Source organism: Actinoplanes sp. NPDC051537, from assembly GCF_055586105.1.
In genome coordinates, this window is sequence record NZ_JBVJIU010000005.1 from 337,330 (window position 1) to 363,521 (window position 26,192).

The 26,192-nt window shown below is 70.7% G+C and carries 27 protein-coding genes; 19 read left to right on the plus strand and 8 right to left on the minus strand.

Going from position 1 to position 26,192, the window contains the following annotated elements:
• Positions 1–14: 14 nt before the first annotated feature.
• Positions 15–491 (plus strand): HIT family protein, encoded by a 477-nt coding sequence (locus ACZ6TB_RS14175; protein WP_465554619.1) that lies wholly within the window; start codon positions 15–17, stop codon positions 489–491.
• Here the strand turns inward: ACZ6TB_RS14175 and ACZ6TB_RS14180 are convergent.
• Positions 460–1,035: a TetR/AcrR family transcriptional regulator gene (locus ACZ6TB_RS14180; protein ID WP_465554253.1), complete on the minus strand. Its 576-nt coding sequence runs from the start codon at positions 1,033–1,035 to the stop codon at positions 460–462. The genes ACZ6TB_RS14175 and ACZ6TB_RS14180 overlap by 32 nt on opposite strands.
• A gap of 53 nt (positions 1,036–1,088) precedes the next feature.
• Here ACZ6TB_RS14180 and ACZ6TB_RS14185 point away from each other — a divergent pair, with 53 nt between their 5' ends.
• Positions 1,089–2,258: an FAD-dependent monooxygenase gene (locus tag ACZ6TB_RS14185; protein ID WP_465554255.1), complete on the plus strand. Its 1,170-nt coding sequence runs from the start codon at positions 1,089–1,091 to the stop codon at positions 2,256–2,258.
• 12 nt (positions 2,259–2,270) lie between these two features.
• Here the strand turns inward: ACZ6TB_RS14185 and ACZ6TB_RS14190 are convergent, their stop codons facing one another.
• Positions 2,271–4,430: an elongation factor G-like protein EF-G2 gene (locus ACZ6TB_RS14190; protein ID WP_465554257.1), complete on the minus strand. Its 2,160-nt coding sequence runs from the start codon at positions 4,428–4,430 to the stop codon at positions 2,271–2,273.
• A gap of 175 nt (positions 4,431–4,605) precedes the next feature.
• Between ACZ6TB_RS14190 and pgsA the strand changes: the two genes are divergently transcribed.
• Genes pgsA through ACZ6TB_RS14210 form a run of 4 tightly spaced genes read left to right on the plus strand, consistent with a single transcriptional unit; the run spans position 4,606 to position 7,915 of the window.
• Complete coding sequence (gene pgsA, locus ACZ6TB_RS14195) at positions 4,606–5,328, plus strand: phosphatidylinositol phosphate synthase (protein ID WP_465554259.1); 723 nt, start codon at positions 4,606–4,608, stop codon at positions 5,326–5,328.
• The gene (locus ACZ6TB_RS14200; protein ID WP_465554261.1) at positions 5,325–6,191 is read left to right on the plus strand and encodes a phosphatidylinositol mannoside acyltransferase; all 867 of its coding nucleotides are present in this window, start codon (positions 5,325–5,327) and stop codon (positions 6,189–6,191) included. The genes pgsA and ACZ6TB_RS14200 overlap by 4 nt, the downstream gene beginning before the upstream one ends.
• Before the next feature lie 10 nt (positions 6,192–6,201).
• Complete coding sequence (locus ACZ6TB_RS14205; RefSeq protein WP_465554263.1) at positions 6,202–7,356, plus strand: glycosyltransferase family 4 protein; 1,155 nt, start codon at positions 6,202–6,204, stop codon at positions 7,354–7,356.
• Positions 7,357–7,381: 25 nt separating this feature from the next.
• On the plus strand, positions 7,382–7,915 hold the full coding sequence (locus tag ACZ6TB_RS14210) for a hypothetical protein (RefSeq protein WP_465554265.1): 534 nt from the start codon (positions 7,382–7,384) through the stop codon (positions 7,913–7,915).
• Positions 7,916–7,966: 51 nt separating this feature from the next.
• Here ACZ6TB_RS14210 and pdxS read toward each other — a convergent pair whose 3' ends face one another.
• A complete protein-coding gene (pdxS, locus tag ACZ6TB_RS14215) occupies positions 7,967–8,863 on the minus strand; it encodes a pyridoxal 5'-phosphate synthase lyase subunit PdxS (RefSeq protein ID WP_465554267.1) in 897 nt (298 codons plus the stop codon).
• A 213-nt stretch (positions 8,864–9,076) separates the two neighbouring features.
• Here pdxS and fliQ point away from each other — a divergent pair, with 213 nt between their 5' ends.
• Positions 9,077–9,349: a flagellar biosynthesis protein FliQ gene (fliQ, locus tag ACZ6TB_RS14220; protein WP_465554269.1), complete on the plus strand. Its 273-nt coding sequence runs from the start codon at positions 9,077–9,079 to the stop codon at positions 9,347–9,349.
• A 789-nt stretch (positions 9,350–10,138) separates the two neighbouring features.
• Here the strand turns inward: fliQ and ACZ6TB_RS14225 are convergent.
• Both ACZ6TB_RS14225 and ACZ6TB_RS14230 read right to left on the minus strand, forming a co-directional pair.
• Entirely contained in the window at positions 10,139–10,570 is a 432-nt protein-coding gene (locus tag ACZ6TB_RS14225; RefSeq protein ID WP_465554271.1) for a VOC family protein, read from the minus strand.
• Positions 10,567–10,986, minus strand: coding sequence for a helix-turn-helix domain-containing protein (locus tag ACZ6TB_RS14230; RefSeq protein ID WP_465554273.1), 420 nt, complete (start codon positions 10,984–10,986; stop codon positions 10,567–10,569). Before ACZ6TB_RS14230 ends, ACZ6TB_RS14225 begins: the two co-directional genes overlap by 4 nt.
• 22 nt (positions 10,987–11,008) lie before the next feature.
• Between ACZ6TB_RS14230 and pdxT the strand changes: the two genes are divergently transcribed.
• Both pdxT and ACZ6TB_RS14240 read left to right on the plus strand, forming a co-directional pair.
• Positions 11,009–11,605 carry a pyridoxal 5'-phosphate synthase glutaminase subunit PdxT gene (gene pdxT, locus ACZ6TB_RS14235; protein ID WP_465554275.1) on the plus strand — a complete coding sequence of 199 codons (597 nt, stop codon included), beginning with the start codon at positions 11,009–11,011 and terminating at the stop codon, positions 11,603–11,605.
• A gap of 15 nt (positions 11,606–11,620) precedes the next feature.
• Complete coding sequence (locus tag ACZ6TB_RS14240; RefSeq protein ID WP_465554277.1) at positions 11,621–12,370, plus strand: YebC/PmpR family DNA-binding transcriptional regulator; 750 nt, start codon at positions 11,621–11,623, stop codon at positions 12,368–12,370.
• A 49-nt stretch (positions 12,371–12,419) separates the two neighbouring features.
• Here the strand turns inward: ACZ6TB_RS14240 and ACZ6TB_RS14245 are convergent, their stop codons facing one another.
• Entirely contained in the window at positions 12,420–12,956 is a 537-nt protein-coding gene (locus tag ACZ6TB_RS14245) for a hypothetical protein (protein WP_465554279.1), read from the minus strand.
• A 112-nt stretch (positions 12,957–13,068) separates the two neighbouring features.
• Here ACZ6TB_RS14245 and ruvC point away from each other — a divergent pair, with 112 nt between their 5' ends.
• The 8 genes from ruvC to ACZ6TB_RS14285 all read left to right on the plus strand — a co-directional run bounded on the left by ruvC (position 13,069) and on the right by ACZ6TB_RS14285 (position 22,226).
• Entirely contained in the window at positions 13,069–13,599 is a 531-nt protein-coding gene (gene ruvC, locus ACZ6TB_RS14250; protein WP_465554621.1) for a crossover junction endodeoxyribonuclease RuvC, read from the plus strand.
• Complete coding sequence (ruvA, locus tag ACZ6TB_RS14255) at positions 13,596–14,198, plus strand: Holliday junction branch migration protein RuvA (RefSeq protein ID WP_465554281.1); 603 nt, start codon at positions 13,596–13,598, stop codon at positions 14,196–14,198. The genes ruvC and ruvA overlap by 4 nt, the downstream gene beginning before the upstream one ends.
• On the plus strand, positions 14,195–15,229 hold the full coding sequence (gene ruvB / locus ACZ6TB_RS14260; protein WP_465554283.1) for a Holliday junction branch migration DNA helicase RuvB: 1,035 nt from the start codon (positions 14,195–14,197) through the stop codon (positions 15,227–15,229). Before ruvA ends, ruvB begins: the two co-directional genes overlap by 4 nt.
• A gap of 110 nt (positions 15,230–15,339) precedes the next feature.
• Positions 15,340–15,780 (plus strand): preprotein translocase subunit YajC, encoded by a 441-nt coding sequence (gene yajC / locus ACZ6TB_RS14265; RefSeq protein ID WP_465554623.1) that lies wholly within the window; start codon positions 15,340–15,342, stop codon positions 15,778–15,780.
• A 155-nt stretch (positions 15,781–15,935) separates the two neighbouring features.
• Entirely contained in the window at positions 15,936–17,801 is a 1,866-nt protein-coding gene (gene secD, locus ACZ6TB_RS14270; protein WP_465554285.1) for a protein translocase subunit SecD, read from the plus strand.
• 1 nt (position 17,802) lies between these two features.
• Positions 17,803–19,011 (plus strand): protein translocase subunit SecF, encoded by a 1,209-nt coding sequence (gene secF / locus ACZ6TB_RS14275; RefSeq protein WP_465554287.1) that lies wholly within the window; start codon positions 17,803–17,805, stop codon positions 19,009–19,011.
• A 59-nt stretch (positions 19,012–19,070) separates the two neighbouring features.
• The gene (locus ACZ6TB_RS14280) at positions 19,071–19,628 is read left to right on the plus strand and encodes an adenine phosphoribosyltransferase (RefSeq protein ID WP_465554289.1); all 558 of its coding nucleotides are present in this window, start codon (positions 19,071–19,073) and stop codon (positions 19,626–19,628) included.
• Between the two features lie 123 nt (positions 19,629–19,751).
• Positions 19,752–22,226 carry a RelA/SpoT family protein gene (locus ACZ6TB_RS14285; protein WP_465554291.1) on the plus strand — a complete coding sequence of 825 codons (2,475 nt, stop codon included), beginning with the start codon at positions 19,752–19,754 and terminating at the stop codon, positions 22,224–22,226.
• Between the two features lie 61 nt (positions 22,227–22,287).
• On the opposite strand, the gene ACZ6TB_RS14290 is transcribed toward ACZ6TB_RS14285, so the two are convergent.
• Both ACZ6TB_RS14290 and ACZ6TB_RS14295 read right to left on the minus strand, forming a co-directional pair.
• Complete coding sequence (locus tag ACZ6TB_RS14290) at positions 22,288–23,130, minus strand: peptidylprolyl isomerase (protein ID WP_465554293.1); 843 nt, start codon at positions 23,128–23,130, stop codon at positions 22,288–22,290.
• Positions 23,131–23,162: 32 nt separating this feature from the next.
• A complete protein-coding gene (locus ACZ6TB_RS14295) occupies positions 23,163–24,011 on the minus strand; it encodes a peptidylprolyl isomerase (protein ID WP_465554295.1) in 849 nt (282 codons plus the stop codon).
• 133 nt (positions 24,012–24,144) lie between these two features.
• On the opposite strand from ACZ6TB_RS14295, the gene ACZ6TB_RS14300 reads away from it, so the two are divergent.
• Both ACZ6TB_RS14300 and hisS read left to right on the plus strand, forming a co-directional pair.
• Complete coding sequence (locus ACZ6TB_RS14300; protein WP_465554625.1) at positions 24,145–24,828, plus strand: MBL fold metallo-hydrolase; 684 nt, start codon at positions 24,145–24,147, stop codon at positions 24,826–24,828.
• Between the two features lie 24 nt (positions 24,829–24,852).
• Positions 24,853–26,166: a histidine--tRNA ligase gene (gene hisS, locus ACZ6TB_RS14305; protein ID WP_465554297.1), complete on the plus strand. Its 1,314-nt coding sequence runs from the start codon at positions 24,853–24,855 to the stop codon at positions 26,164–26,166.
• Positions 26,167–26,192: the final 26 nt, after the last annotated feature.

Genomic DNA, 26,192 nt, shown 5'->3' on the forward strand with positions numbered 1-26,192 from the left:
GGACCCCGCACCGGATGGCCTACATCTCCGGCGAGGACGCGCCGCCCGAGGGGTACGCCAAGCCGTCGGGCTGCCCGTTCTGCCGCCAGCCGGTCTCACCCGACGAGGAGAGCCTGGTGGTGGCCCGCGGCGAGCTGGTCTACGCGGTGCTCAACCTTTACCCGTACAACCCGGGTCATCTTTTGATCTGTCCCTACCGGCACGTCGCCGACTACACCGACCTCACCGCCGCCGAGACGGTCGAGCTGGGCGAGTTCACCCAGCAGGCGATGCGCGTGGTGCGGGCCGTCTCGTCGCCGCACGGCTTCAACCTGGGCATGAACCAGGGCGCGGTGGCCGGCGCCGGCATCGCCGCCCACCTGCACCAGCACGTGGTGCCGCGGTGGGGTGGCGACGTCAACTTCATCTCGGTGATCGGCCGCACCAAGGTGCTGCCGCAGGTGCTCACCGACACCCGGGTCATGCTGGCGAAGGCGTGGCCAGCGCTCTGATCCCGGCGACGATCTCCTCCGCGGTGGGCGCGGTGCCCGGGTCGGCCAGCCACTGGGTGAGCACGCCGGAGAGAAGCGCCATCTGGATCGAGCCGACGGTGCGGACCGCCCGCTCGTCGAGCTGATCCTCCGGCGTGCCGGTGACCAGCGTGGCCATGCCGCGGCGGCCCTGGTCGATGCCCCACGCGAGCTGCTCGCGCAGCTGGGCGTTGTGCTCGGCCTGGATCATCACCTCGATGCTGGCCAGCCAGAGCGGCCGATCCTCGGTGATCGAGTCGATCACCCGCCGCCAGAAGCCGATCATCGGGTCCTCGCCGTCGTCGCCGGCCGGCCCGGCCAGCGCGGCGCCGACCGCCTCGCCCCACTCCTGCATGGCGCTGAGCATCGCCGCCGTCATCAGCGCCTCGGTCGAGCCGTAGTGGTAGCCGATCGAGCCGAGGTTGGTGCCGGAGAGGAACACGATGTCGCGGGCCGTGGTGCGCGCGTAGCCCTTGTCGAGGAGCGCCTTCTTGGCTCCGACCAGCAGATCTTCCTTGTGACCCACAGTGGCGATCCTAGTCTCTATACAAACGTGTAAGACGTTTGTATAGTACTCCCATGAGCAACTCACGGGTACTGATCTCGGGCGCCGGCGTGGCCGGCCCCGCCCTGGCGCTGGGCCTGAGCCGTCGCGGCTTCGACGTCACCGTCGTGGAGAAGGCGGCCGTGCCGCGCACCGGCGGTTACAAGGTGGATGTGCGCGGCGCCGGCACCGAGGCGCTCAAGCGGCTGGGCGTCTACGAGCGGGCCGCGGCCCTCGACGTCGGGATGAAGCAGATCACCTACGTGCGACGCGACGGCCGCCCGCTCGCCCAGCTGCCGGCCGACCTGCTGATGGGCCGGCGCGGCGACGACATCGAGGTCATGCGGGGGGATCTCGGCGCGTTGCTGCACGAGGAGAGCAAGGCCGGCGTGGAGTACGTGTTCGGCGACTCGATCGCCGGGCTGGTCGACGGGGAGGACGGCGTCGACGTCACCTTCGAAAAGGGCGCGCCGCGCCGCTTCGACTACGTGGTCGGCGCCGACGGCCTGCACTCGGTGACCCGGCGGCTGGTGTTCGGCGAGGTGACCCCCAACCATCTGGGCGCCTACATCTCGATCTTCTCGGCGCCGAACCACCTGGGCATCGATCGCGAGGAGCTGATGTATTTCCGGCCCGGGCGGCTGGTCTTCGCCTACGCGATGGGCCCGGGCGAGCCGGCCAAGGTCGGTCTCACCTTCGCCTCGCCGCCGGTCGGCTACGACCGGCGCGACCAGGCCGCGCAGAAGGCGCTGGTCAAGGAGCAGTTCGCGGGGCTGGGCTGGGAGACCGACCGGTTCCTGGCCTCGATCGACGGGGCCGACGACTTCTACTTCGACTCGCTCGGCCAGATCGAGCTGCCGCGCTGGTCCTCCGGGCGCGTGGTGCTGCTCGGCGACGCCGCGCACTGCCCGGCGCCGTCCTCCGGGCAGGGCACCAGCCTGGCGCTGGTCGGCGCGCACGTGCTGGCCGAGCAGCTGGGCAAGCCCGGCGGCCTCGAGGAGTACGAGCGCGTCCTCCGGCCGTACGTGGAGAAGAACATGGCCTTCGGCCGCAAGATGGCCAAGGACATGGTGCCGGGCGGCCGCCTCGCGATCGCCTTCCGCAGCTACGGCATGCGGACCCTGAAGTACCACCCCCGCAAGGAGCAGGTGATCGACAAGATCCTCGCGCCGATGCACGAGGCGGCCAACGCCATCACTCTCTAGTCATGCGGCGGGCTACTTGGCGGCGTGCTCCTTGCGCACGGCGTCGGCGAGGTGGGCCGGCATCGGCTCGTGACGGATGTAGGTGCGGGTGAAGGTGCCCGCGCCGGAGGAGAGCGCACGCAGCTCCACCGCATACCGGATGAGCTCGGTCGCCGGCACCTCGGCCCGCACGACGCTGTGCGCGCCGTCCGCCTCCGACTCGGAACCCAGCGGGCGGCCCCGGCGGCCGGAGAGGTCGCTCATCACGGCGCCGACATACATCTCCGGCACCCGGACGGCGATCTCGTCGATCGGCTCGAGGAGGGTGAGCTGGCCGGCGGCCGCCGCCTCGCGCAGGGCCAGCGAACCGGCGGTCTGGAAGGCGGCGTCCGACGAGTCGACGCTGTGCGCCTTGCCGTCGAAGAGCGTCACCCGCAGGTCGACCACCGGATAACCGGCGACCAGGCCGCGGTCGAGCTGGGACCGCACGCCCTTCTCGACCGAGGGGATGTAGTTGTGCGGAACGGCGCCGCCCACCACCTTGTCGACGAACTCGAAGCCGGAACCGCGGGGGAGGGGCTCGACGGTGATGTCGCAGACCGCGTACTGCCCGTGGCCGCCGGACTGCTTGACGTGCCGCCCGTGCCCCTTGGCCGTCGCGCCGAAGGTCTCCCGCAGCGGGACCTTGACCGGCTCGGTGTCGAGGTCGACCCCGCCCGAGCGGAGCCGGTCGAGCACCACGTCGGCGTGCGACTCGCCCATGGTCCAGAGCACCAGCTGGTGGGTCTCGACGTTGCGCTCGAGGCGCATGGTCGGGTCGCCGGCCACGAGCCGGGCCAGGTTCTTGGCCAGCGCGTCCTCGTCCGAGCGGGTCTTGGCGACGACGGCGATCGGCAGCAGCGGCTCCGGCATGCTCCACGGCGCCATCAGCATCGGGTCGTCCTTGGTCGACAGCGTGTCGCCGGTCTCGGCGCTGCCCGACTTGGTGATCGCGCAGAGGTCGCCGGCCACGCAGTACGCCACCTCGCGGAGCTGGGCGCCGAGCGGGGAGTAGACGTGCGCGACCCGCTCGTCGGCGTCGTGGTCGGGGTGGCCGCGCTCGGCCATGCCGTGCCCGGAGACGTGCAGGACCTGCTCGGGGCGCAGCGTGCCGGAGAAGACCCGGACCAGCGAGACCCGGCCCACGTGCCGGTCGATCGTGGTCTTGACCACCTCGGCCACGAGCGGGCCGGCGGGGTCGCAGGTCAGCGGCGGGCGCGGCGCGCCGTCCACGCCGGTGACCACCGGCAGGTCGTGCTCGAGCGGCGACGGCGCGCCGCTGACCAGGCCGTCGAGCAGCGCGTCGAGCCCGACGCCGGTGGCCGAGCAGACCGGGATGACCGGGTAGAAGTTTCCCTTGGCCACCGCCATCTCGAGGTCGGCCACGAGCGTCTCGCTGGTGATCTCCTCGCCGCCCAGGTAGCGGTCCATGAGGGTCTCGTCCTCGCTCTCGGCGATGATCCCCTCGATGAGCGTGTTGCGGTCGTCGGCGATCGGGTTGAGGTGCTCGGCCTCGGCCGCGCCCTCCTGCGGCGGGTAGCCCTCGGAGTAGTCGAGCACGCGCAGCGTGACCAGGCCGATGAGGCCGGCGACGGACTGGCCGTCGTCGCCGAGCATCGGCTGGTAGATCGGCATGACGTTCTCCCCGAACGCCTCCTGGCAGGCCTCGAGGGTGCCGTCGTAGTCGGCGCGCGGGTGGTCGAGTCGCGTGATCACCACGGCCCGGGGCATGCCGACCGCGGCGCACTCCTCCCACAGGGCGGTGGTCGCGTCGTCGACGCCGTCGACCGCCGAGACCACGAAGACGGCCGCGTCCGCGGCCCGCAGGCCGGCGCGGAGCTCGCCCACGAAGTCGGCGTAGCCCGGGGTGTCGAGCAGGTTGATCTTCACGTCCTGGTGCATCAGTGGGGCACAGGCCAGCGACACCGAGCGCTGCTGGCGCACGGCCGCCGGGTCGTGGTCGGACACCGTGGTGCCGTCGGTCACCGTCCCCGCCCGCGGAATCGTTCCGGTGGCGGCGAGCAGGGCCTCGACCAGAGTGGTCTTGCCCGAACCCGAATGGCCCACCAGCACCACGTTGCGTACTCTGCCGGGCTCGGTCACCACCGGCGCCGCCGCGCCGTTGAGCCCCTTCTCCGAGGTCTTCTGCGCCATGGCGGCCGCTCCTGTCGTTTCGTGACTGTTACGACGCTGTTCCTGAATCCCACACCCGCTGCTGTGGCGCTCGCAACCCTTTGTAGTCGGCAAAAGGGCGCAGAGATGACGATACGGCTACCCCACGGCCCGGGACGTGCCTACCGCGGGGGTGCGCCGATAAGGTGGGACGGCCATGGCAAAGATCGTCCAAGTCTCCGCCCGTGCCGTCGTGTCGTACGGCGTCAACCCGACCGCGCGCTTCCTGCTGCGGATCGGGGTCACTCCCAATGCCGTCACCATCGCCGGCACCGTCGGCGTGCTGATCGGCGCCTGGTTCGGCGCGACCGGCCATCTCTTCGTGGGCACGGTGGTGGTCACGGCGTGCGCGCTGACCGACGTGCTCGACGGGACGATGGCCCGGATGCGCGGCGGCTCGAGCAAGTTCGGCGCCCTGCTCGACTCGTCGATGGACCGCATCGCCGACGGCGCGGTCTTCGGCGCGGTCGTCTTCTACATGGCGACCGAGGGCAATCCGTACGGCGGGACCGCCGCCGCGCTGATCAGCCTGACCGCCGGGCAGGTGGTCTCCTACGTGAAGGCGCGCGCCCAGAGCCTCGGCCTGAACGCCGACGTCGGCATCGCCGAGCGCCTCGAGCGCCTGCTGATCCTGGGCGTGGGCGGCCTGCTCGGCTCGGCCGGCCTCGAGTGGGGCCTGCCGGCGGCGCTGTGGGTGCTCGCCCTGCTCGCCACGGTCACCGCCTTCCAGCGCCTGATCCACGCGGCCCGCACCGAGCCCGCCCCGCCCGCTGAGCCCGCCCCGCCCGCTGAGCCCGCCCCGCCCGCTGAGCCCGCCCCGCCCGCTGAGCCCGCCCCGCCCGTCGAGCCGGCGCCGGCCGCCTCCCCGGAGACTTCGTGAAGGACCGGCTGACCGAGATCGGGTTCGCCGCCGGGTGGCGGCTGGTGCGCACGCTGCCGCTGCCGGTCGCCCGGTCGTTGTTCAACGCGGCGGCCGATCGGGCGTACCGGAAGAATGGCCCGGGAACCCAGCGCCTGCGGCGGAATCTCACCCAGGTCTTGGGCCGCGAGGCCCCCGATGAGCTCGTGCGGGACGGGCTGCGGTCCTACGCGCGGTACTGGCTCGAGGCGTTCCGGCTGCCCTCGCTGAACCGGCGGCAGTTCCTCGACGGGTTCGGCATCTCCCCGGAGCACTACGACTACCTCAAGACCGCGATGTCCGACGGCAAGGGCGTGGTGCTCGCGCTTCCGCACCTGGCCAACTGGGACGCGGCGGCGGCCTGGGTCGCCTCCAACGACTGGCCGATGGTCACGGTCGCCGAGCGGCTCAAGCCCGAGGCGGTGTACCGGCAGTTCGTGGCCTACCGCGAGAAGCTCGGCATGCAGGTGGTCCCGCTGACCGGCGGCGAGCGTCCCCCGCTGGACCTGCTCGCCGAGCGGCTTCAGCAGGGCTGGATGGTGTGCCTGCTGGGCGACCGCGATCTCTCCCGCAACGGTGTGGAGGTCGAGTTCTTCGGCGGCCGCACGCGCATGCCGGCCGGTCCGGCGATCCTGGCCATCCGCACGGGCGCGCCCCTCTACGCCGTAGATCTTTCATTCACACCAACGCAGACGTACGCGGTGCTGCGGCCGATCACGCCACCGACGGCGGGCCCGCTCGACCAGCGGGTGAAGGCCACCACGCAGATGCTGGCCGACGCCTATGCGGCCGGGATCGCCGAACATCCGCAGGACTGGCACATGCTCCAGAGACTGTGGCTGTAGGGGGAGCGACGTGCGCATCGGGATCGTCTCGCCCTACTCGTTCGACGTGCCCGGCGGTGTGCAGAACCACATCATGGATCTCTCCGAGGCCCTGATCGGGCTCGGGCACTCGGTCAGCGTGCTGGCGCCGGCCGATGAGGACGCCTCCCTGCCGCCGTACGTGGTGCCGGCGGGGCGTGCGCTGCCGCTGCCCTACAACGGGTCGGTGGCGCGGATCGCGTTCGGGCCGGTGTCGACGGCCCGGGTGCGGCGCTGGCTCAGCCGCGGGAACTTCGACGTGCTGCACGTGCACGAGCCGATGACGCTCTCGCTCTCCATGCTGGCGGTGCTGTCGGCGCGCGGGCCGGTGGTGGCGACGTTCCACACGGCGATGACCCGGTCGCGGGCGCTGGCGGCGGCCCAGGGGCTGCTCCAGCTCGTGTACGAGAAGATCACGGCCCGGATCGCGGTCAGCGAGCTGGCCCGGAAGGTGCAGGTCGAGCACCTCGGCGGGGGAGCGGTGGAGATCCCGAACGGGGTGGCGGTGGCCAAGTTCGCCTCCGCCTCGCCGTTGCCGGGGTGGCCGGGGACGGGTGGGGCGCTCGGCTTCCTGGGGCGGTTCACCGAGCCGCGGAAGGGGTTCGACCTGTTGCGGGCGGCGTTCGTGCCGCTCGCCCGGGAACGGCCCGGTCTCCGCCTGCTGGTCGCCGGCCCGGGGGTGGCCGACGACCTCTACCGAAACATTCCCGACTTCTTGCGCGAAAGAGTGAAATTTCTGGGTTTAGTGTCTGAAGCGGATAAAGCTCGCATGTTGCGCAGTGTCGACGTGTACGTGGCGCCGAACACGGGCGGCGAGAGCTTCGGCATGATCCTGACCGAGGCGATGGCGGCCGGCACCGCGATCGCGGCCAGCGACCTGGACGCCTTCCGGCGGGTGCTCGACGGCGGCAAGGCCGGGGCGCTCTTCCCGACCGGCTCGGCGGCCGAGCTCGCGGTGCTGCTCGGGGCCCTGCTCGACGATCCGGCGCGGCGGGCGGGCCTGTCCGCGGCGGCCCGCACCACGGTCGCGGCCTACGACTGGCCGAGCGTGGCGCTGCGCGTGCTCGAGGTCTACGCGGCCGCGATCGAGGCGACCGACGGCCGGGTCATCGACGAAGAGTGGGCAGAGCCACGGCCGGGGGCGTGACTCCGGCGCCGGAAAGGGCACTACGATGCCCGGCATGTGGTGGGTGCTGGGGGTTGTCGCGCTTGTCGCGCTGCTCTTCGCCTACCTCGGGTGGACGGCGCACCGGGTCGAGCGGGTGCACGTGCGCGCGCAGTCGGCCGAGCGTGCCCTCGACGCGCACCTGCTGCGCCGGGCCGCGGCCGTCGCGGTCGTCGCCGAGCGGCAGGACAACGACGAGCTCTACGCCGCGGCGCGGCTCGCGCTGGACGCCGACCCCGACGAGCGCGAGTCGGCCGAGAACGATCTGACCCGCCACCTGCGGGCGACGTCGCTCGACGGCGCCGATCCGGCCACGCGGCAGCTGATCGCGACCTCCCGGCGGGTGATGCTGGCCCGGCAGGTGCACACCGACCAGGTGCGCGACGCCCTGATCGCCCGGCACCGGCCGCTCGTGCGGGCGCTGCGGATGGCCCGGCGCTATCCCCGGCCGCAGTATTTCGACATCGAGGACCCGGGTCTGTCCGCGGTCGGGGTGCCGCAGCCGGCGTCGCCGCCCACGGCACCCCTCGAAGCGGTCTGACTTTTTGAGCTCTACCAGCCGCGCTCGGCCCTCACCAGCCGCGCTCGGCCCTCACCAGCCGCGCTCGGCCAGGCGGTGCGGCACCGGGATGTCGTCGACGTTGATGCCGACCATGGCCTCGCCCAGGCCCCGGGAGACCTTCGCGATCACGTCGGGGTCGTCGTGGAACGTGGTCGCCTTCACGATCGCGGACGCGCGCTGGGCCGGGTTGCCCGACTTGAAGATGCCGGAGCCGACGAACACGCCCTCGGCGCCGAGCTGCATCATCATGGCGGCGTCGGCCGGGGTGGCGATGCCACCCGCGGTGAACAGCACCACCGGGAGCTTGCCGGCCTCGGCGACCTCCTTGACCAGCTCGTACGGCGCCTGCAGCTCCTTGGCCGCGACGAAGAGCTCGTCCTCGGGCAGCGTCTGGAGGCGGCGGATCTCCTGGCGGATCTTGCGCATGTGCGTCGTCGCGTTCGAGACGTCACCGGTGCCGGCCTCGCCCTTCGACCGGATCATCGCGGCGCCCTCGGTGATGCGGCGCAGCGCCTCGCCCAGGTTGGTCGCGCCGCACACGAACGGCACGGTGAACTGCCACTTGTCGATGTGGTTGGCGTAGTCGGCCGGGGTCAGCACCTCGGACTCGTCGACGTAGTCGACGCCGAGCGACTGCAGCACCTGGGCCTCGACGAAGTGCCCGATGCGGGCCTTGGCCATGACCGGGATCGACACCGCGTTGATGATCCCGTCGATCATGTCCGGGTCGGACATGCGCGACACGCCACCCTGGGCGCGGATGTCGGCGGGCACCCGCTCCAGCGCCATGACGGCCACGGCCCCCGCGTCCTCGGCGATCTTCGCCTGCTCCGACGTGACCACATCCATGATCACGCCGCCCTTGAGCATCTCCGCCATACCGCGCTTGACCCGCGCGGTCCCAACGGCGGGCTGGTTCTCAGACATGGTGAATCGGCTCCTCAAGCAGGGTTTTCGGTACACAAATCGTACTCACGAAGACCCCCTCGACCGATGGCCAATCGACCCCCCGGTGGCCTTCTTGCCGCCGGCCGCTCGTTTTCCGGCCTACTTGAGGGTTTTCGGGGTGCGAACCGAATGGCAACCCGGCTGCGACCGTTTTGCACTCCGCGGGCCGCGGAACGCTCCGAACGGAAGGGCATGACCGACACGATGATTGTTGAGCTGGGCCTGCAGGCGATGACCATCGCGGCCAAAATGGCCGCACCGGTGCTGCTCACCGCCCTGGTGGTGGGCTTCGCGATCTCCCTGTTCCAGTCGGTCACCCAGATCCAGGAGGCGACGCTGGCGTTCGTCCCGAAGGCCGCGGCCTGCGGCGCGGCGCTGCTCTTCTCGGGGAACTGGATGCTGCACGAGATGGTCACGTACACCACACAGCTGTTCGAGCGCATCCCGCAGCTCATCGGTAGCTGAGGAGCGCTTCGCGAGGGCCGGCCCGATTCGGGCCGGCCTTTCGTGCTTTCGCCGCCGAAGAAGCTTGTCGATTGCGCCGGCCGCGTCGGGTTGTCCCCGTGCCGGGCGGTGTCGGGTTGTCCCCGTGCCGGGCGGCGTCGGGTTGTCACCGTGCCAGGCCGCGCTGGGGCCGCCGCGCCGAGTCGCCCACGCCGGACCGCGCTGGGTCGCCTCACGCCGGGGGCGCCGCGTCGCCCACGCTGAGCGCGCCGCCCACGCCGCGTCGCCCACGCTGAGCGCGCCGCCCACGCCGAGTCGCCCCCGCTGAGCGCGCCGCCCACGCCGCGTTGTCCACGCTGAGCGCGCCGCCCACGCTGAGCGCGCCGCCCACGCTGAGCGCGCCGCCCACGCCGCGTTGTCCACGCCGCGGACCGGCCGCATCGGATCGCCGCAAATCGGGCGCGTCGGCCCCCCCAGGCCGCCCCCACCCCGGTACTGGGTGGGGCAACGTTAGAGCTGGGGTACGACATTCTTCTGGCGGCTGTCCACAGGCCGCCCGCGGCGTGGCGTCGAGGGCTGGGTGCGGCCCTCGCTGTCGGGGATGGCTGGGCTGGGCTGCCATCGGCGCCGGTGGGGGCTGAGCGAAGTGCCTCGCGTTGGCGGTCGTCGTTGGGGTGCCGCGGCGCGCCGGCTTGGCTTGGTTGGCGGTTTGGTGCTTTTGAGGGCTTTGTGAGGGGCGAACCGCAGATCTTGGAGAGAAAGTGCGCCCTGGTGGCACGAACTCTTCAAGATCTGGGGCGGCGCGCGGGGTCAGAAGTTGTTCAGGTCGTCCTGTGTGAAGGCCTTCGGCTCGACCAGGGTGAGCCAGTTGCCGGTGTTGTCGCGGATCACCGCTTCGACGCCGTAGGGGCGGTCGGCCGGCTCCTGGATGACGGTGACCCCGGCGGCGGCGAGGGTGGCGGCCGTCTTGCGGCAGTCGTCGACCCGCAGGCCGAGGCCGCCCATCTGGCCGGCCTCGAGCTGGCCGCGCATGAAGGCGGCGGCGTCGGGGGACAGCGGCGGGCCGGGGACCATCAGGGTCACCTCGAGCTCGGGCTGGTTGGGGTGGGCGATCGTCACCCAGCGGAACTCGCCCATGGTGGCGTCGACCCGGGGCTCGAAGCCGAGGTGCCGCACGTAGAAGTCGCGGGTGGCGGTCTGGTCCAGGCAGTACACGGTGACCAGCGAGATGTTCTGAATCATGCCTCGACGCTAGGGCCGGAGGCGGGCCCCGCGCTTCTCCCGGATTGCTCGATCACCCCGTGCATGAAGAGATGGCACCCGGGGATGTGCGGCGCGCCCCGGGCGTATCGGCGCTGGTAGTCGCGGGGCGACACGCCGACGAGCGCGCGGAACCGGGTCGAGAACGACCCGAGGGAGGAGAAGCCGACCAGCACGCAGACCTCGGTGACGGTCAGGTTCGCGTACCGGAGAAGGTCCTGTGCCTGGGAAATGCGGCGGCGGGAGAGGTAGTGGATCGGGGTCACGCCGTACGCGGCGCGGAATTGGCGGATCAGGTGGAAGCGCGACATTCCGCCCAGAGCGGCCAGGTCGTCGAGGGTGATCGGCTCCGCGAAGTGGAGGTCGAGGTGGTCTCGCACCCTGCGGATGGCGAACACCGGGCCAGCCTAAGCTGGGATCGTGAACATCGGTGTGCTGGCCCTGCAGGGTGACGTCCGGGAGCATCTCGCGGCTCTGGCCGAGAGCGACGTGCTGGCCCGGCCGGTTCGGCGGCCCGAGGAGCTGGCCGATGTCGAGGCGCTGGTCATTCCCGGCGGAGAGTCGACCGCGATCAGCAACCTGGCGGTGAGCTTCGGGCTGCTCGACCCGATCCGGAAGCGGATCGCCGACGGGATGCCGGTCTACGGGTCCTGCGCGGGCATGATCATGCTGGCCACGAGGGTGTTGGACGGGCGGCCGGACCAGGAGTCGTTCCACGGGATCGAGATGACCGTGCGGCGCAACGCGTTCGGGCGGCAGGTCCACTCGTTCGAGGGCGACGTGGCGATCGAGGGCATCGCGGGCGGGGATTTTCACGCCGTCTTCATCCGCGCGCCATGGGTCGAAGAGGTGGGCGGCGACGTGCGGGTGTTGGGCCGCGTCAAGGACGGTTCGGACGCCGGTAGGATTGTCGCCGTTCGGCAGGGGAACCTGCTCGCCACGGCTTTCCACCCGGAGCTAACCGGCGACCTCCGTGTCCACCGGTACTTCGTCGAGATGGTCCGCCAGGCCGCCTAGACACGGAGGTTTCGCATGTCCGGCCACTCCAAGTGGGCGACGACCAAGCACAAGAAGGCCGTCATCGACGCCAAGCGCGGCAAGATGTTCGCGAAGCTCATCAAGAACATCGAGGTCGCGGCCCGTACCGGCGGCGGGGACCCGGCCGGCAACCCGACGCTCTACGACGCCATCCAGAAGGCGAAGAAGAGCTCGGTGCCCAACGACAACATCAACAACGCGGTCAAGCGCGGGTCCGGCCTCGAGGCCGGCGGCGCCGACTGGCAGACGATCATGTACGAGGGTTACGGCCCGAACGGTGTGGCGATCCTGATCGAGTGCCTCACCGACAACCGCAACCGCGCCGCGACCGAGGTGCGGACGGCGCTGACCCGCAACGGCGGCACGTTCGCCGACGCCGGCAGCGTGTCGTACCTGTTCAACCGCAAGGGCGTGGTGATCGTCCCGAAGGGCCTGAGCGAGGACGACCTGATGCTGGCCGTGCTCGACGCCGGCGCCGAGGAGATCAACGACCTGGGCGACTCGTTCGAGGTCGTCTCCGAGCCGACCGACCTGATCCCGGTGCGCACGGCGCTGCAGGACGCCGGCATCGACTACGACTCGGCCGAGTCGTCGCTGGTGCCGACCATGACCGTGCCGGTCGACGAGGACGCGGCGCGCAAGGTCTTCAAGCTGATCGACGCGCTCGAGGATTGCGACGACGTCCAGAACATCTTCGCGAACTTCGACGTGAGCGACGAGGTCATGGCGGCCATTGACGCGTAATGGCCGCCGTCGATGCGAAGGCCGGTCCGGAATCTCCGGGCCGGCTTTTTCACTGGCCGTTGCTGACCGAGATCCAGGACATGTATTGGATCATTCCGCCGACCAGGAGAATGCCGCTGACCACCAGGCGGCCGACGCGGTGCCACTGCTGTTTGCGGTAGGCCTGCACCCAGGCGATGCCGGCGTCGGCCCGGGAGACGACCCCCGCGCGTACGGTGCCGGGGAGGACCTCGGCCTTGCGCAGCGCGAGCGTCGCGCCCGGGCCACGCAGCGGGATGTACGGGTTGGCCCGCAGCACCCGGATGTCGACCTCGTAGATCTGATCCTCGCGCCACTGCTTGGTGCGGGCGGCGAGGCGGCGCGTCATGTACTCGGCCGGGGCGTCCTTGTGCGCCAGCCACGCCCACCAGCACAGGCGGCGCCAGTGGCCGGCCAGGTCGGCGAGCACGTCCATGTAGATGTGGCCCGCCTCCCGGTCGCCGCCCACCAGGCGGTCCGTCTCCCGGCGCAGGGCCGTCAGGTGGCCGGCGACGAAGGCGAGAAACTCGGGCGGCGGTTCGTCGTCCATCGGTGGTACGAGATACATGGCGTCCTCCCAAAGCCTCCCGCACACATCGTCGAGGCGTGTCGGTGCCGGGCGCAAGACCGCCTGGTATTAGGGTGTCGAACACACGTACGTGAGGCAGGGGAGGTCCATGGTGCGCGTGCTGGGCGTCGACCCCGGGCTGACCCGGTGCGGTGTCGGCGTCGTGGAGGGCGTGCCGGGGCGGCCGTGCAAGCTGATCGGCTACTACGTGGTCTACACCGACCCCGACGACGACATCTCCCTGCGCCTGCTCCGGCTTGACACCGAACTGGCCAAGCTGGTGGCCGAGCACAAGCCCGAGAGCGTGGCCGTCGAGCGGGTGTTCTCCCAGCACAACGTGCGTACGGTGATGGGCACGGCGCAGGCCAGCGGCGTCGCGGTCCTGGCCGGTGCGCGCGCGGGGCTGCCCGTCCAGACGTACACGCCGAGTGAGGTCAAGGCGGCCGTGACCGGCTCCGGCACCGCGGGCAAGGCACAGGTGACGAGCATGGTCACCCGGCTCCTCGGGCTCGACGCGCCGCCCAAGCCGGCCGACGCCGCGGACGCGCTCGCCCTCGCCATCTGCCACATCTGGCGCGGCGGAACCCGCGCCCGCATCGAAGCGGCGGCGCTCGCCGCGAGACGACGAGGAGTCCGGCGATGATCGCCAGCGTCCGCGGCCTGGTCGCCGCCATCAATCCGGACAGCGCCGTGATCGAGGTCGGCGGCGTCGGCCTCCAGGTGCAGTGCGCGCCGGGCACGCTGGCCGGGCTCAAGGCCGGCGTCGAGGCGCGGCTGGCGACCAGCATGGTGGTCCGGGAAGACTCGCTGACCCTGTACGGCTTCGCGGACGACGACGAGAAGCAGCTGTTCGAGCTGCTGCAGACGGCCAGCGGCGTCGGTCCCCGGCTCGCGCAGGCGGTGCTCGCCGTGCACACGCCCGACACTGTGCGCCGCGCGATCGCCGGCGCCGACCTCGCGACGCTGACCCGGGTGCCGGGCATCGGCAAGAAGGGCGCCGAGAAGATGGTCGTGGAGCTGCGCGACCGGATCGGCCCGATGCCGCTGAGCGACGGCTCGCCGGCCGGCATGCTCCGCGGCGACTGGCAGGAGCAGGTGCGCCAGGGCGTGCTCGCGCTCGGCTGGACGGTCGCGCAGGCGGACCAGGCGGTGGCCGCCGTCGCCGAGTCGATCGACGGCGAGACGCCGCCGGTCCCGGTGCTGCTGCGGCAGGCGATCCGGCTCCTGGGTAAGGCCCGATGAGCGACGAATTGGTGTCGGCCGAGGCGGGCGATGACGATCTCGACGCCGAGGCGAGCGTCCGGCCGCGCCGGCTCGCCGACTTCATCGCCCAGCACCGGGTGCGCGACCAGCTCGAGCTGCTGCTCAAGGGCGCGATGGGCCGGGGCACGCCGCCCGATCACATCCTGCTCTCGGGGCCGCCGGGGCTGGGCAAGACGACGCTGGCCAACATCGTGGCGGCCGAGCTCGGCACCGGCATCCGCACCACCAGCGGGCCGGTGATCGAGCGCTCCGGCGACCTGGCCGCGATCCTGACCGGCCTCGGCCCCGGCGACGTGCTGTTCATCGACGAGATCCACCGCATCGCGAAGCCGGCCGAGGAGCTGCTCTACAGCGCGATGGAGGACTTCCGGGTCGACGTGGTGGTGGGCAAGGGGCCGGGCGCCACCGCGATCCCGCTCGACGTCGAGCCGTTCACGCTGGTCGGCGCCACCACCCGGGCCGGCCTGCTCTCCGGCCCGATGCGCGACCGGTTCGGCTTCGTGGCGCACCTGGACTTCTACTCACCGGCCGATCTGGACGCACTGCTGCACCGCTCGGCGCGGATCCTGGGGGTGCCGATCACCGACGAGGGCGCGACGGAGATCGCCGGTCGCTCGCGCGGCACGCCGCGCATCGCCAACCGCCTGCTGCGCCGGGTGCGGGACTACGCCGAGGTGCGGGCGGACGGGGTGGTCACCGAGGAGACCGCGCGCGAGGCCCTCAAGGTGTACGACGTGGACGCGCTCGGCCTCGACCGGCTGGACCGGGCGGTGCTGCGGGCGCTGATCGACTCGTTCCGAGGTGGCCCGGTCGGCCTCTCCACGCTCGCCGTCGCCGTGGGCGAGCAGTCCGACACGGTGGAGGAGGTCTGCGAGCCTTTCCTGGTACGCGCGGGGTTGCTCGCGCGCACGCCCCGGGGCCGGGTCGCGACCGAGGCGGGATGGCTGCATCTGGGCAAGACACCGCCGTCCGGCGTGGTTCAGGGGGATCTGTTCGCCCGAGACGCGTGAAATCCGCTCGTAATGTGAACGTGATGTGTGCCGCATTCGGACTTCCCAGGTTGACCGATTAGACTCGCGCGCGGTTCAACCCGGATGTGTATATCGCTCCGCCGCCGCGCATGCTCGCGGTGCCGGGGCCTACGGAAGGCTTTCTCGTGTATCTGTCAGCGGCCGGCTCGGGAGCAGGAAACAGCTTCACGACGATCCTGTTCTTGCTTCTGCTCTTCGGCGTGGTCTATTTCCTGATGATCCGGCCGCAGCAGAAGCGTCGCCGCGAGGCGCAGGAGTTGCAGAACAAGCTCGGCCCCGGTGACGAGATCGTCACCATCGGTGGCCTGCACGGCACGATCGTCGCTATCGACGCGGACGTGGCTACTCTGGAAATCGCGCCGGGCGTCGTCGTGACGTTCGCGCGGCAGGCCATCGCTCGCACCTTGCAGCGGGCGGAGGCCGAGGAGACGGTCGCGGAGCCGGTCGAGGAGACCGTCGTCGACGACGAGCCGGTCGCGGAGACCACCGTCGACGACACCACGGTCGCCGACACCAAGAAGAAGGACTGACCTCATTCTTTCCGGACCGGCCCGCGGCGCAGTGTGCCGTCGGGCCGGTTCGTCCGGCCGGACACCGGCCAACGACATCCGTACGGGTGCCGCCAGGGGGGCGGCCGTAGCAAACAGGGAGACCGAACGCCGTGGCACGACCACCACAGGGACAGATGCATCCCGGACGCCAACTCGGCGTGCTCGGCCTGGTCTTCGTCGTCCTGTATCTGCTCGTCTTCTTCGCCGGCGGGGCGAAGGGCAGCTTCACCGACCGCCTCCACCCGAAACTGGGTCTCGACCTGGTCGGCGGCACGCAGGCGACCTACATCGCCTCCGTGCAGGGCGGCCAGGTGCCGTCCAAGGAGAGCATGGAGCAGGCGCGGGGCATCATCGAGAACCGCGTCAACGCGCTCGGCGTCTCCGAGGCCGAGGTGGTCATCCAGGGCGACCGCAACATCGTGGTCTCGCTCGCGGGTAAGGCCGAGGACCAGCTGAAGGACCTGTCGGAGGCCGCGCAGATGCGGTTCCGCCTGGTGATCGGCGCGACCGGCGACGTGGCCTCGACGGCCATGAACCCGCCGGCCGCGAAGCCGTCGGCCGGGGCCTCCGGCGCGCCCGCGCCGTCCACCAGCGCCGGCGCCAAGACCAGCGCGAGCGCCCCCGCCGCCAACCCGAGCGCCTCGACCGGCGGCCAGGGCGGCGGCGAGGTCATGAAGGCGCCGAGCCCGAGCGCCACGCCGACCCCGACGGCGACCCCGACCGGCGCCGCCGCGGCGACCCCGGGCTCGCACCAGGTGCCGGTGGCCGAGGTGGAGAAGAAGGTCGGCGCCGCCGCGTGGGCCGCCGCCTCGAAGCTGACCGCCCCGGTCGACCTCACCTCCGACCCGAAGGCCGGCCTCGCCTACGCGGCCTTCAACAAGCTCGACGGCGACGAGGTCAACGCGCTCACCCCGCAGATGCAGTACTACGTGCCGACGATCAGCTGTGACCAGCTGAACGCCCGGCCGGCCGGCGCGATCGACGACGTCGCCAAGCAGGCCACGGTCTGCTACCAGGGCGGCAAGATCCTGATGGACAAGGCCCCGGTCGTCGGCGACGACATCTCCAAGGCGAGCCCGCAGCTCGACCAGCAGAACGGCCAGTGGGTCGTCTCGCTCGACTTCAAGAGCGAGGGCTCGACGAAGTGGGCCAACCTGACCCGCCAGGCGTTCAACGCGACCTCGAGCGACCCCTGCTACACCGCCGCCACGGCGATGTACGGCAGCATCGAGCACTGCGCCGTCGCCGTGGTCCTCGACAAGACGGTGATCTCGGCGCCGCAGATCCAGGGCGTGCTCACCGGCACCTCGCAGATCACCGGCCAGTTCACGGCGGTCACCGCCAAGCAGCTCTCCGACCAGCTCAACTTCGGCGCCCTGCCGGTGACCTTCGACTCGGGCCCGGCCCAGACGGTCTCGGCGACGCTGGGCGTCCAGCAGCTGCAGGCCGGTCTGCTCGCGGCCGCGATCGGCATGGCGCTGGTGGCGGTGTACGCGTTCTTCTACTACCGCCTGCTGGGCTCGGTCATCTTCCTGAGCCTCATCCTGTCCGGTCTGCTGACCTTCGGCGCGCTGGTCTTCCTCGGCCGTACGGTCGGCTTCACGCTGACCCTGGCCGGTATAGCCGGCTTCATCGTCTCGCTCGGTGTGGCCGCCGACTCGTTCGTCATCTACTTCGAACGCTTGAAGGACGAGATCCACGAGGGTCGAAGTCCGCGCAGCGCCGTGCCACGCGCCTGGGCCCGCGCCCGCCGCACGATCATCTCGGCGAACACGATCACGATCATGGCCGCCGTGGTGCTCTACATCGTCTCGATCGGCGCGGTGCAGGGCTTCGCGTTCGCGCTGGGTCTGTCCACCGTGCTCGACCTGGTCGTCGTGTTCCTCTTCCGGCATCCGATCATGACGATGTTCGCGAACACCAAGGCGTTCATGTCGCCGCGGGTGAGCGGCCTCGGCCGCGTCCTGCGTCGCGCCCCGACCGACGTCAAGGAGGCCTGAGATGGCCCGTACCGGTCTCGCGACTCGCCTGTACCAGGGCGAAGCGAACATCAACATCATCGGCCGGCGCAAGATCTGGTTCACCGTCGCGGCCGTGCTCGTGCTGATCTCGATCGCCAGCTTCGCGATCCGCGGGTTCTCGCTGGGCATCGAGTTCGCCGGCGGCACGTCGTTCAGCGTCCCGGCCAAGACGATCGCCGGGGCGACGCTCACCCAGGACCAGGTGTCCGACGCGGTGCAGAAGGCGATCGTGGAGGCCCACCCGGGCTCCGAGGTCGTCTCCGCGCAGAAGCTCGGCGGCCGGGCCGGTCAGCAGGAGACCTTCACGATCCGGGCCACGGCGATGAGCCCGTCCGAGTCGGGGAACGCCAAGAACGCGCTGGTGCAGGCCCTCGGCGTCGACGCCAAGCAGGTCAGCGACGACCAGGTGTCGGCGGCGTGGGGCGGCCAGGTGACCCGGCAGGCGGTCATCGGTCTGCTCGTCTTCCTGGTGCTGGTCATGGCGTACCTCGTCATCCGCTTCGAATGGCGGATGGCGGCGGCCGCCGTCTCCTCGCTGCTGCTCGACCTGATCCTGACGGCCGGCGTCTACTCGCTGGTCGGCTTCGAGGTCACCCCGTCCACCGTGATCGGCTTCCTGACGATCCTCGGTTATTCGCTGTACGACGTGGTGGTCGTCTTCGACAAGGTCCAGGAGAACACCCGCGGCATCACGGCGGGCAGCAGCCGGACCTACTCCGAGGCGACGAACCTGGCCGTCAACCAGACCATCATGCGGTCGATCAACACCGGTCTGGTGGCGCTGCTGCCCGTCGGCGGCCTGCTCTTCATCGGCGCCGGCCTGCTCGGCGCGGGCACGCTGAAGGACCTCGGCCTGGTGCTGTTCGTCGGCATGGGCTTCGGCGTCATCTCCTCGATCATGTTCGCGGCGCCGATGCTGACCGTGTTCAAGGACCGCGAGCCGAAGATCAAGGCGCACACCGCCCGGGTGCTCGCCCGGCGGGCCGCGGTCCGCTCCGGCGACGTCGCCCCGCGCGCCGAGCGGCAGCGCCCGGCCAACGCGACCGAGTCGGACGAGGCGCCGGCCATGGCCGCGAGCGCGCCCCGGCCCGGCGCTCGCCCGCCGGCGAAGCGCAACACCGGCACCAACCGGGGCGGCCGTCCCGGCGGCGCCGGCAACCGGCCCAGCGGCGGTAGTAAGCGCCGCTGATCAAGCAGCACCCGATGGCCCGTCTCCGACCCCGGAGGCGGGCCATTAGGCTGTCCGCCGTGACTGATCAAACGCCCCGCGGTGACAGCGGATCCGAGCTGGCGGCCGTCGTCGCCGGCGGCACGGTCGACGTTCCCGACTTCCCGCAGCCCGGCGTCGTCTTCAAGGACCTGATGCCGCTGTTCGCCGACGGTGCGGCGTTCCGTCAGGTGGTCGACGGCATCATCGCGTACTACGGGGCGGACAGCTTCGACGTGGTGGCCGGGGTGGAGGCGCGCGGGTTCGTGGTGGCGGCCGCGGTCGCCTATGCGACCGGCGCCGGGGTGGTTCCGGTGCGCAAGGCGGGCAAGCTGCCGCGGCAGACGATCTCGGCGTCCTATCAACTCGAGTACGGCGAGGCCACCCTCGAGGTGCACGAGGACGCCTTCATCACGGGCCAGCGCGTGCTGGTGGTCGACGACGTGCTCGCGACGGGTGGGACGGCCGGGGCGGCCCTCGACCTGGTCGAACGGGCCGGCGGCACGGTCGCGGGCTTCACCGTGCTCATGGAGCTGGCCTTCCTGAAGGGGCGGGAACGGCTGGCGCCACGTACGGTGCATGCGCTGTTGACCGTTTGATGGGCTTTCGCCGGGGTTACCCGCGCTCTTTCGGAGGTTCGGCCGGGGCAACCGGGAAGACTGTGCGGGTAGGATGACGTTCCTAACCAGGTGACCAACCAGGCGATGGGTGTGAGGAGGCCGGTGTCCAGCGACGTCGCCCCTCCGACGGAGGGCACGGTGCAGCCGACCGAGAACACACGGACCGGTGCGGACGCTGTCGCGCCGCCGGTCGAGGAGGCACGGGCTCCCGAGGCGGCCGTCGAAGCGGTCGAGCCTCGTCCGGCCGCGCCGACTCCCGATCCCGAGGCGACCCAGCCGATGCCGCCCGGCGACGAGCCGAGCACGGGCTTCGGCCTGGCCAGCGCGCCCACCGGGCGCCGGGTCCGGGCGCGGCTCGCCCGGTTCAACGCGCCGTGGCAGAGCACGCAGGTCAGCGAGGTTCTCGAGCCGCTGATCGCCACCCACCGGGCCAGCCACCCCAAGGCCGACGGCCGGCAGCTCCAGCGCGCGTTCGACGTGGCCGCCCGCTGGCACTCGGGTCAGTACCGCAAATCCGGCGACCCCTACATCACGCACCCGCTGGCCGTGGCGACGATCCTGGCCAACCTCGGCATGGACACGACCACCCTGGTGGCGGCCCTGCTGCACGACACGATCGAGGACACCGACTACTCGCTCGAGCAGATGCGCAGCGACTTCGGCGGCGAGGTGGCCCTGCTGGTCGACGGCGTGACCAAGCTCGACCGGGTCAAGCTGGGCGACGCGGCCAAGGCCGAGACCATCCGCAAGATGGTGGTGGCGATGGCCAAGGACCCGCGCGTCCTGGTCATCAAGCTGGCCGACCGGCTGCACAACATGCGTACGCTCACCTTCCTGCCCCGCCCCAAGCAGGAGCAGAAGGCGAAGGAAACGCTGGAGATCCTCGCGCCGCTGGCCCACCGCCTCGGTATGAACACGATCAAGTGGGAGCTCGAGGATCTCGCGTTCGGCACGCTGTTCCCGAAGCGGTTCGAGGAGATCAACCGCCTGATCGGCGAGCACCAGCCGCAGCGTGAGGCACTGCTGCGTCAGGTGACCAACCGGGTCAGCCTCGATCTCAAGTCGGCGAAGATCAAGGCCGAGACGACCGGGCGCCCGAAGCACCTGTACTCGATCTATCAGAAGATGATCGTGCGGGGCCGCGACTTCAACGACATCTACGACCTGGTCGGCGTGCGCATCCTGGTCGACACGGTCCGCGACTGCTACGCCGCGCTGGGCGTCATCCACGCGAACTGGCAGCCGGTGCCGGGCCGGTTCAAGGACTACATCGCGATGCCGAAGTTCAACATGTACCAGTCGTTGCACACGACGGTCATCGGCCCGACCGGCAAGCCGGTCGAGATGCAGATCCGCACGTTCGCCATGCACCGCACGGCCGAGTTCGGCATCGCCGCGCACTGGAAGTACAAGGAGCAGAAGGGCGCGACGATCGTCGGCCCGCCGGCGCACATCGACGAGATGACCTGGCTGCGGCAGCTGCTCGACTGGCAGCGCGAGGCGAGCGACCCGTCCGAGTTCCTGGACGCGTTGCGCTTCGACCTGTCCAGCCAGGAGGTCTACGTCTTCACGCCGAAGGGCGACGTGATCCCGCTGCCCACCGGCTCGACCCCGGTCGACTTCGCGTACGCGGTGCACACCCAGGTGGGGCACAAGTGCATCGGCGCGCGGGTCAACGGCAAGCTCGTCCCGCTCGAGTCGACGCTCTCCAACGGCGACGTGATCGAGATCTTCACGTCGAAGTCGGCGACCGCGGGCCCGACCCAGGACTGGCTCGGGTTCGTCAAGAGCCCCCGCGCGCGTACGAAGATCAGGCAGTTCTTCAACAAGGAACGCCGCGAGGAAGCGATCGAGATCGGCAAGGAGTCGATCGTCAAGGCGATGCGCAAGCAGGGCCTGCCCCTGCAGCGCATGCTGACGAGCGAGAACCTCACGACCATCGCGCGCGACCTGCACCTGGCCGATGTGGCCTCGCTGTACGCGGCGGTGGGGGAGAGCACGGTCTCGGCCCAGTCGGTCGTGCAGAAGCTGGTGGCGGGCTTCGGCGGCGAGGAGGGCGCGGTCGAGGACATCGCCGAGACCGCCGTCGCGACCCGGCCGCCGCGCAACCGCAGCACGGCGCAGGACCCGGGCGTGGTGGTCAAGGACGTCAGCGACGTGTGGGTCAAGCTGGCCCGCTGCTGCACCCCGGTGCCGGGCGACGCGGTCTTCGGCTTCGTCACCCGTTCCGGCGGCGTCTCGGTGCACCGGGAAGACTGCGCGAACGCGGAAGACCTGCGTGACCAGTCCGAGCGGGTGGTCGAGGTCAGCTGGAAGCCGACGAGCGCGTCGACGTTCCTGGTGGCCATCCAGGTCGAGGCGCTCGACCGGCACAAGCTGCTGGCCGACGTCACCCGGGTGCTCTCCGAGGAGCGGGTCAACATCCTCTCGGCGACCGTGACCACGACCCGCGACCGGGTGGCGGTCAGCCGGTTCACGTTCGAGATGGCCGACCCGAAGCACCTCGGTCACCTGGTCGCCGCCGTCCGCAAGGTCGACGGGGTGTTCGACGCCTACCGGGTGACCTCCGGCGCCTGATTCTTGGTAACGAAAAGCGCCGCGGCCCTTCCGGGTCGCGGCGCTTTCGGCGTTCGAGCGGTTATCCCGCCGCCATGGACAGCGACTTGATGTCGAGCTCCGTCTTGGGGTGACCGTCGCCCTTCTGGTTGGCGTCGTCGGTGCCGCCCTTCGCGACCTTCTTGACGATGTCCAGACCGGACGTGATCGTGCCGAGGACGGTGTACTCCGCGGGCAGCGCCGCCGCCGGGATGTCCTCGTACGGGATGAAGAACTGGCTGCTCGTGGTACCCGGGTTCGAGGTCTTCGCCATGGCGATCGTGCCCGCCGGGTATGTCGGGTCCTTGCCGGCCGGCAGGTTCTCCTCGGCGTACATGAAGTTCGGGCCGCCGGTGCCATCGGTCTGGCGGTAGCCCTTGCCGGTGGCGGTCGGGTCGCCGCACTGCAGGACCTTGATGCCCTCGGTGGTGAGCCGGTGGCACTTGGTGTTGTTCCAGAAGTTCTTGCCGGCCAGGTACTCGAACGCGGAGGCGGTGCACGGTGCCTTCGACTTGTCGACATCGGCGGTGATCTTGCCGAGGTTGGTGTCGATGGTCAGCGTGTCCTTGCCGGTGTTCTTCGCGTACTGCTCCGGGGTGCCGCCGGTGTCCTTCACGTTGGCGCCCGAGGACTTGTCCTGCGGGGTCCAGGCGCAGGCCACGGTGCCGGCGGGGGCGGCGCTCGCGGTCGAGGAGGACTTCTTGTCGTCCTTGTTCAGGGCGGTGACGATCCAGACGGCGGCGCCGGCGATGACCACTACCGCGATCGCCGACCCGATGATCGCCTGGCGCTGGCGACGCTTACGAGCCGCTGCCGCGCGCTCGGCCATCTCCTTCTCGAGCCGCGCACGCGCCGCCGCGCGTTGCCGGTCCTTGATCGACGACACGGTGTTCCTCCTGCTGTGTTCGGCCTGGGGGATTAAGACTGTGCGCTCGCGGAGGGCGCCGCCGCCTGCCCGACGGTGAGGGTTTTGATCGTGATCTTGGTCTTCGGCTTGATCTTGTCGCCGGCGGCGTCCGCCACGACCGGGATCTTGCCGATCTTCTCGACCGTGGCGAGACCGCCGGTCACGGCGCCGACGATCGAGAACTCCGGGGTGACCGGCGCGTAGTCCTTGAAGAAGATCAGGAACTGGCTGCCGTTCGTGCCCGGCGGGTTGCCGATCAACGCGACGGTGCCCTTGGGATAGAGCGGGGTGGTCGACGCCGCGGCGCTCGCGCTGGGCGACGGGTCGGGGGCGGCCGGCGTGTTCTCGCTGTAGACGCTGTACGTCGGGCCGCCGAGGCCGGTGCCGCTCGGGTCACCGCACCGGATCGCCCCGTACGTCGTGATCTCGTGGCACGTGGTGTTGTCGTAGAAGTTCTTGCTCGCCAGGTAGCGCAGGTCTTCCGAGCCGCACGGCGCGCTCACCCGGTCGAGATCCACCACGATCGGGTCGCCCTGATCGGTCGTGACGGTCATCGTCGAGGTGCCGTCGGTGGGGATGCCCTTGGTCGGCGGCGTGCCCACGTCCTTGAGGTTGGTGTTGGTCGTCGCGTTCTGCGGCGTCCACGCGCAGATGTCCTGGTCGGCCGCGTCGGTCTTCTCGTCCGAGTCGAACGCCCCGCCGATCCAGGCGATGCCGGCGACGATCAGAAGGACCGCGACCCCCGCGCCGACACCGGCGTAGAGCCGCCGCCTCCGCCGCTCCTTGGCCGCCCGCCGCGCCATCTGCCGATCGAGCTTCGCCCGCGCCAGCTTGCGCTGCCGGTCCTTGCTGGATGCCACCGAACGCTGCCCTTCTCCATGTGTCGTGTCACACGCCCGCAAGAGTGTACGGGTACCCGCTGAGAAAGTGGTGTGCGCCCGTCCGGATAGGCTCGTTACGATTCGCACCTGATTGCTATCGAGAGGGGCCGTGGTGCTCGTCACCGGTTTTCCGGCCGAAGCCTTCGGCACCAACTGCTATCTGGTGGCCGCCGGCCCGGGCGAGCAATGCCTCATCGTCGATCCCGGCATCGGCGTTCTCGACCGGCTCGACGAGGTGCTCGCCGAGCACCGGCTGCACCCGGCCGCGGTGCTGCTCACCCACGGCCACCTCGACCACACCTTCTCGGTCGCGCCGGTCTGCGGCGCGCGCGGCATCACGGCGTACGTGCACCCGGCCGATCTCGAGATGCTGGCCGACCCCGCCAAGGGCCTCAGCGCCGACCTGTCCTCCCTGTTCGGAGGCCGTCTGGAGTACTCCGAGCCGGAGGACGTCGCCGAGCTCACCGACGGCGCGACATTGACGCTGGCCGGCATCGAGGTGTCGGTCGACCACGCTCCCGGCCATACCGGCGGGTCGGTGCTGTTCCGCCTGCCCGGAGCCGAATCACCCGTCTGCCTCTCCGGCGACGTGCTCTTCGCGGGATCCATCGGACGCACCGACCTGCCGGGCGGAAGCACCGAGACGATGATGACCAGCCTGCGGGAGAAGATCCTGCCGCTGGCCGACGAGACCGTCGTCCTGCCCGGCCACGGACCGGCCACCACCATCGGCCGCGAGCGCGCGACGAACCCGTACCTGCGGGAGTTGATCGCAGCGCCCGGCCGTGGGCTCTGACGATATTCCTAGGAGATTTTGAGAATGCCGATTTCCGGCTTCCCCGAATGGCTGCCCGCGCAGCGCATGATCGAGCAGCGTGTCATCGACCGGATCCGGTCCACCTTCGAGCTGTACGGGTTCGCCCCGCTCGAGACCCGGTCGGTCGAGCCGCTGGAGACCCTCCTGTCCAAGGGCGAGACCTCGAAGGAGGTCTACCTGCTGCACCGCCTCCAGGCCGACCCGGAGGCCTCCTCGTCCGACGACCAGCTCGGGCTGCACTTCGACCTCACCGTGCCGTTCGCGCGATTTGTCGTCGAAAACGCCGGCAAGCTGGTCTTCCCGTTCCGGCGCTACCAGATCCAGAAGGTGTGGCGGGGCGAGCGCCCGCAGGAGGGCCGCTACCGCGAGTTCCTCCAGGCCGACATCGACGTCGTCAACCGGGACAACCTGCCGTTCCACTACGACACCGAGATGCCGCTGGTCATCGGGGACGCGCTGGGCGGCCTGCCGATCCCGGCCGCGCGCATCCAGGTCAACAACCGCAAGGTGTGCGAGGGCTTCTACCGGGGATTGGGTCTGTCCGACACCGACCAGGTCCTGCGTACGGTCGACAAATTGGACAAGATCGGCCCGGCGCGCGTCGCCGAGTTGCTGATCGAGACCGCCGGCGCGTCCGCCGCCCAGGCGGCCGCCTGCCTCGACCTTGCCGCCATCTCGGCCGAGGACACGTCGTTCGTGGACGCGGTCCGCAAGCTCGGGGTGAGCGACCCGCTGCTCGACGAGGGCCTCGAGGAGCTGGTGCGCGTCGTCGAGACCGCCCGCGAGCACGCGCCCGGCCTGGTCGTCGCCGAGCTGAAGATCGCCCGTGGCCTCGACTACTACACCGGCACGGTCTACGAGACCCAGCTGCGCGGTTACGAGCGGTTCGGGTCGGTCTGCTCCGGCGGCCGGTACGACAACCTCGCGTCCTCGGGCAAGGAGCGGTTCCCGGGCGTGGGCATCTCGATCGGCGTGTCCCGGATGCTCGGCGTGCTCTTCGGGCAGCAGGCGCTGGGCGTCTCCCGCTCGGTGCCGACCTGCGTGCTGGTCGCGCTGCCGCACGAGGACCAGCGGGTGACGTGCGACCGCACGGCCGCGGCGCTGCGCCGCCGGGGCATTCCCACCGAGGTGGCGCCGACCGCGGCCAAGTTCGGCAAGCAGATCCAGTACGCGGACCGGCGCGGGATTCCGTACGTCTGGTTCCCGGGCTCGCCCGACGAGGTCAAGGACATCCGCTCGGGGGACCAGGTCGAGGCCGACGCCGCAACCTGGGCCCCGCCGGTGGAAGACCTGCACCCGGTGGTCTCCGGCGCTTGACCCCGGGGCTCCGGCCGCGGCGCTGG

Coding starts and splice junctions, on each gene's coding strand:
- ACZ6TB_RS14175 (WP_465554619.1), top strand. CDS start 15: ATGGCCTACATCTCCGGCGAGGACGCGCCGCCCGAGGGGTACGCCAAG.
- ACZ6TB_RS14185 (WP_465554255.1), top strand. CDS start 1,089: ATGAGCAACTCACGGGTACTGATCTCGGGCGCCGGCGTGGCCGGCCCC.
- ACZ6TB_RS14190 (WP_465554257.1), bottom strand. CDS start 4,430: ATGGCGCAGAAGACCTCGGAGAAGGGGCTCAACGGCGCGGCGGCGCCG.
- pgsA (WP_465554259.1), top strand. CDS start 4,606: ATGGCAAAGATCGTCCAAGTCTCCGCCCGTGCCGTCGTGTCGTACGGC.
- ACZ6TB_RS14210 (WP_465554265.1), top strand. CDS start 7,382: ATGCCCGGCATGTGGTGGGTGCTGGGGGTTGTCGCGCTTGTCGCGCTG.
- pdxS (WP_465554267.1), bottom strand. CDS start 8,863: ATGTCTGAGAACCAGCCCGCCGTTGGGACCGCGCGGGTCAAGCGCGGT.
- fliQ (WP_465554269.1), top strand. CDS start 9,077: ATGACCGACACGATGATTGTTGAGCTGGGCCTGCAGGCGATGACCATC.
- ACZ6TB_RS14225 (WP_465554271.1), bottom strand. CDS start 10,570: ATGATTCAGAACATCTCGCTGGTCACCGTGTACTGCCTGGACCAGACC.
- ACZ6TB_RS14240 (WP_465554277.1), top strand. CDS start 11,621: ATGTCCGGCCACTCCAAGTGGGCGACGACCAAGCACAAGAAGGCCGTC.
- ACZ6TB_RS14245 (WP_465554279.1), bottom strand. CDS start 12,956: ATGTATCTCGTACCACCGATGGACGACGAACCGCCGCCCGAGTTTCTC.
- ruvA (WP_465554281.1), top strand. CDS start 13,596: ATGATCGCCAGCGTCCGCGGCCTGGTCGCCGCCATCAATCCGGACAGC.
- ruvB (WP_465554283.1), top strand. CDS start 14,195: ATGAGCGACGAATTGGTGTCGGCCGAGGCGGGCGATGACGATCTCGAC.
- yajC (WP_465554623.1), top strand. CDS start 15,340: ATGCTCGCGGTGCCGGGGCCTACGGAAGGCTTTCTCGTGTATCTGTCA.
- secD (WP_465554285.1), top strand. CDS start 15,936: ATGCATCCCGGACGCCAACTCGGCGTGCTCGGCCTGGTCTTCGTCGTC.
- secF (WP_465554287.1), top strand. CDS start 17,803: ATGGCCCGTACCGGTCTCGCGACTCGCCTGTACCAGGGCGAAGCGAAC.
- hisS (WP_465554297.1), top strand. CDS start 24,853: ATGCCGATTTCCGGCTTCCCCGAATGGCTGCCCGCGCAGCGCATGATC.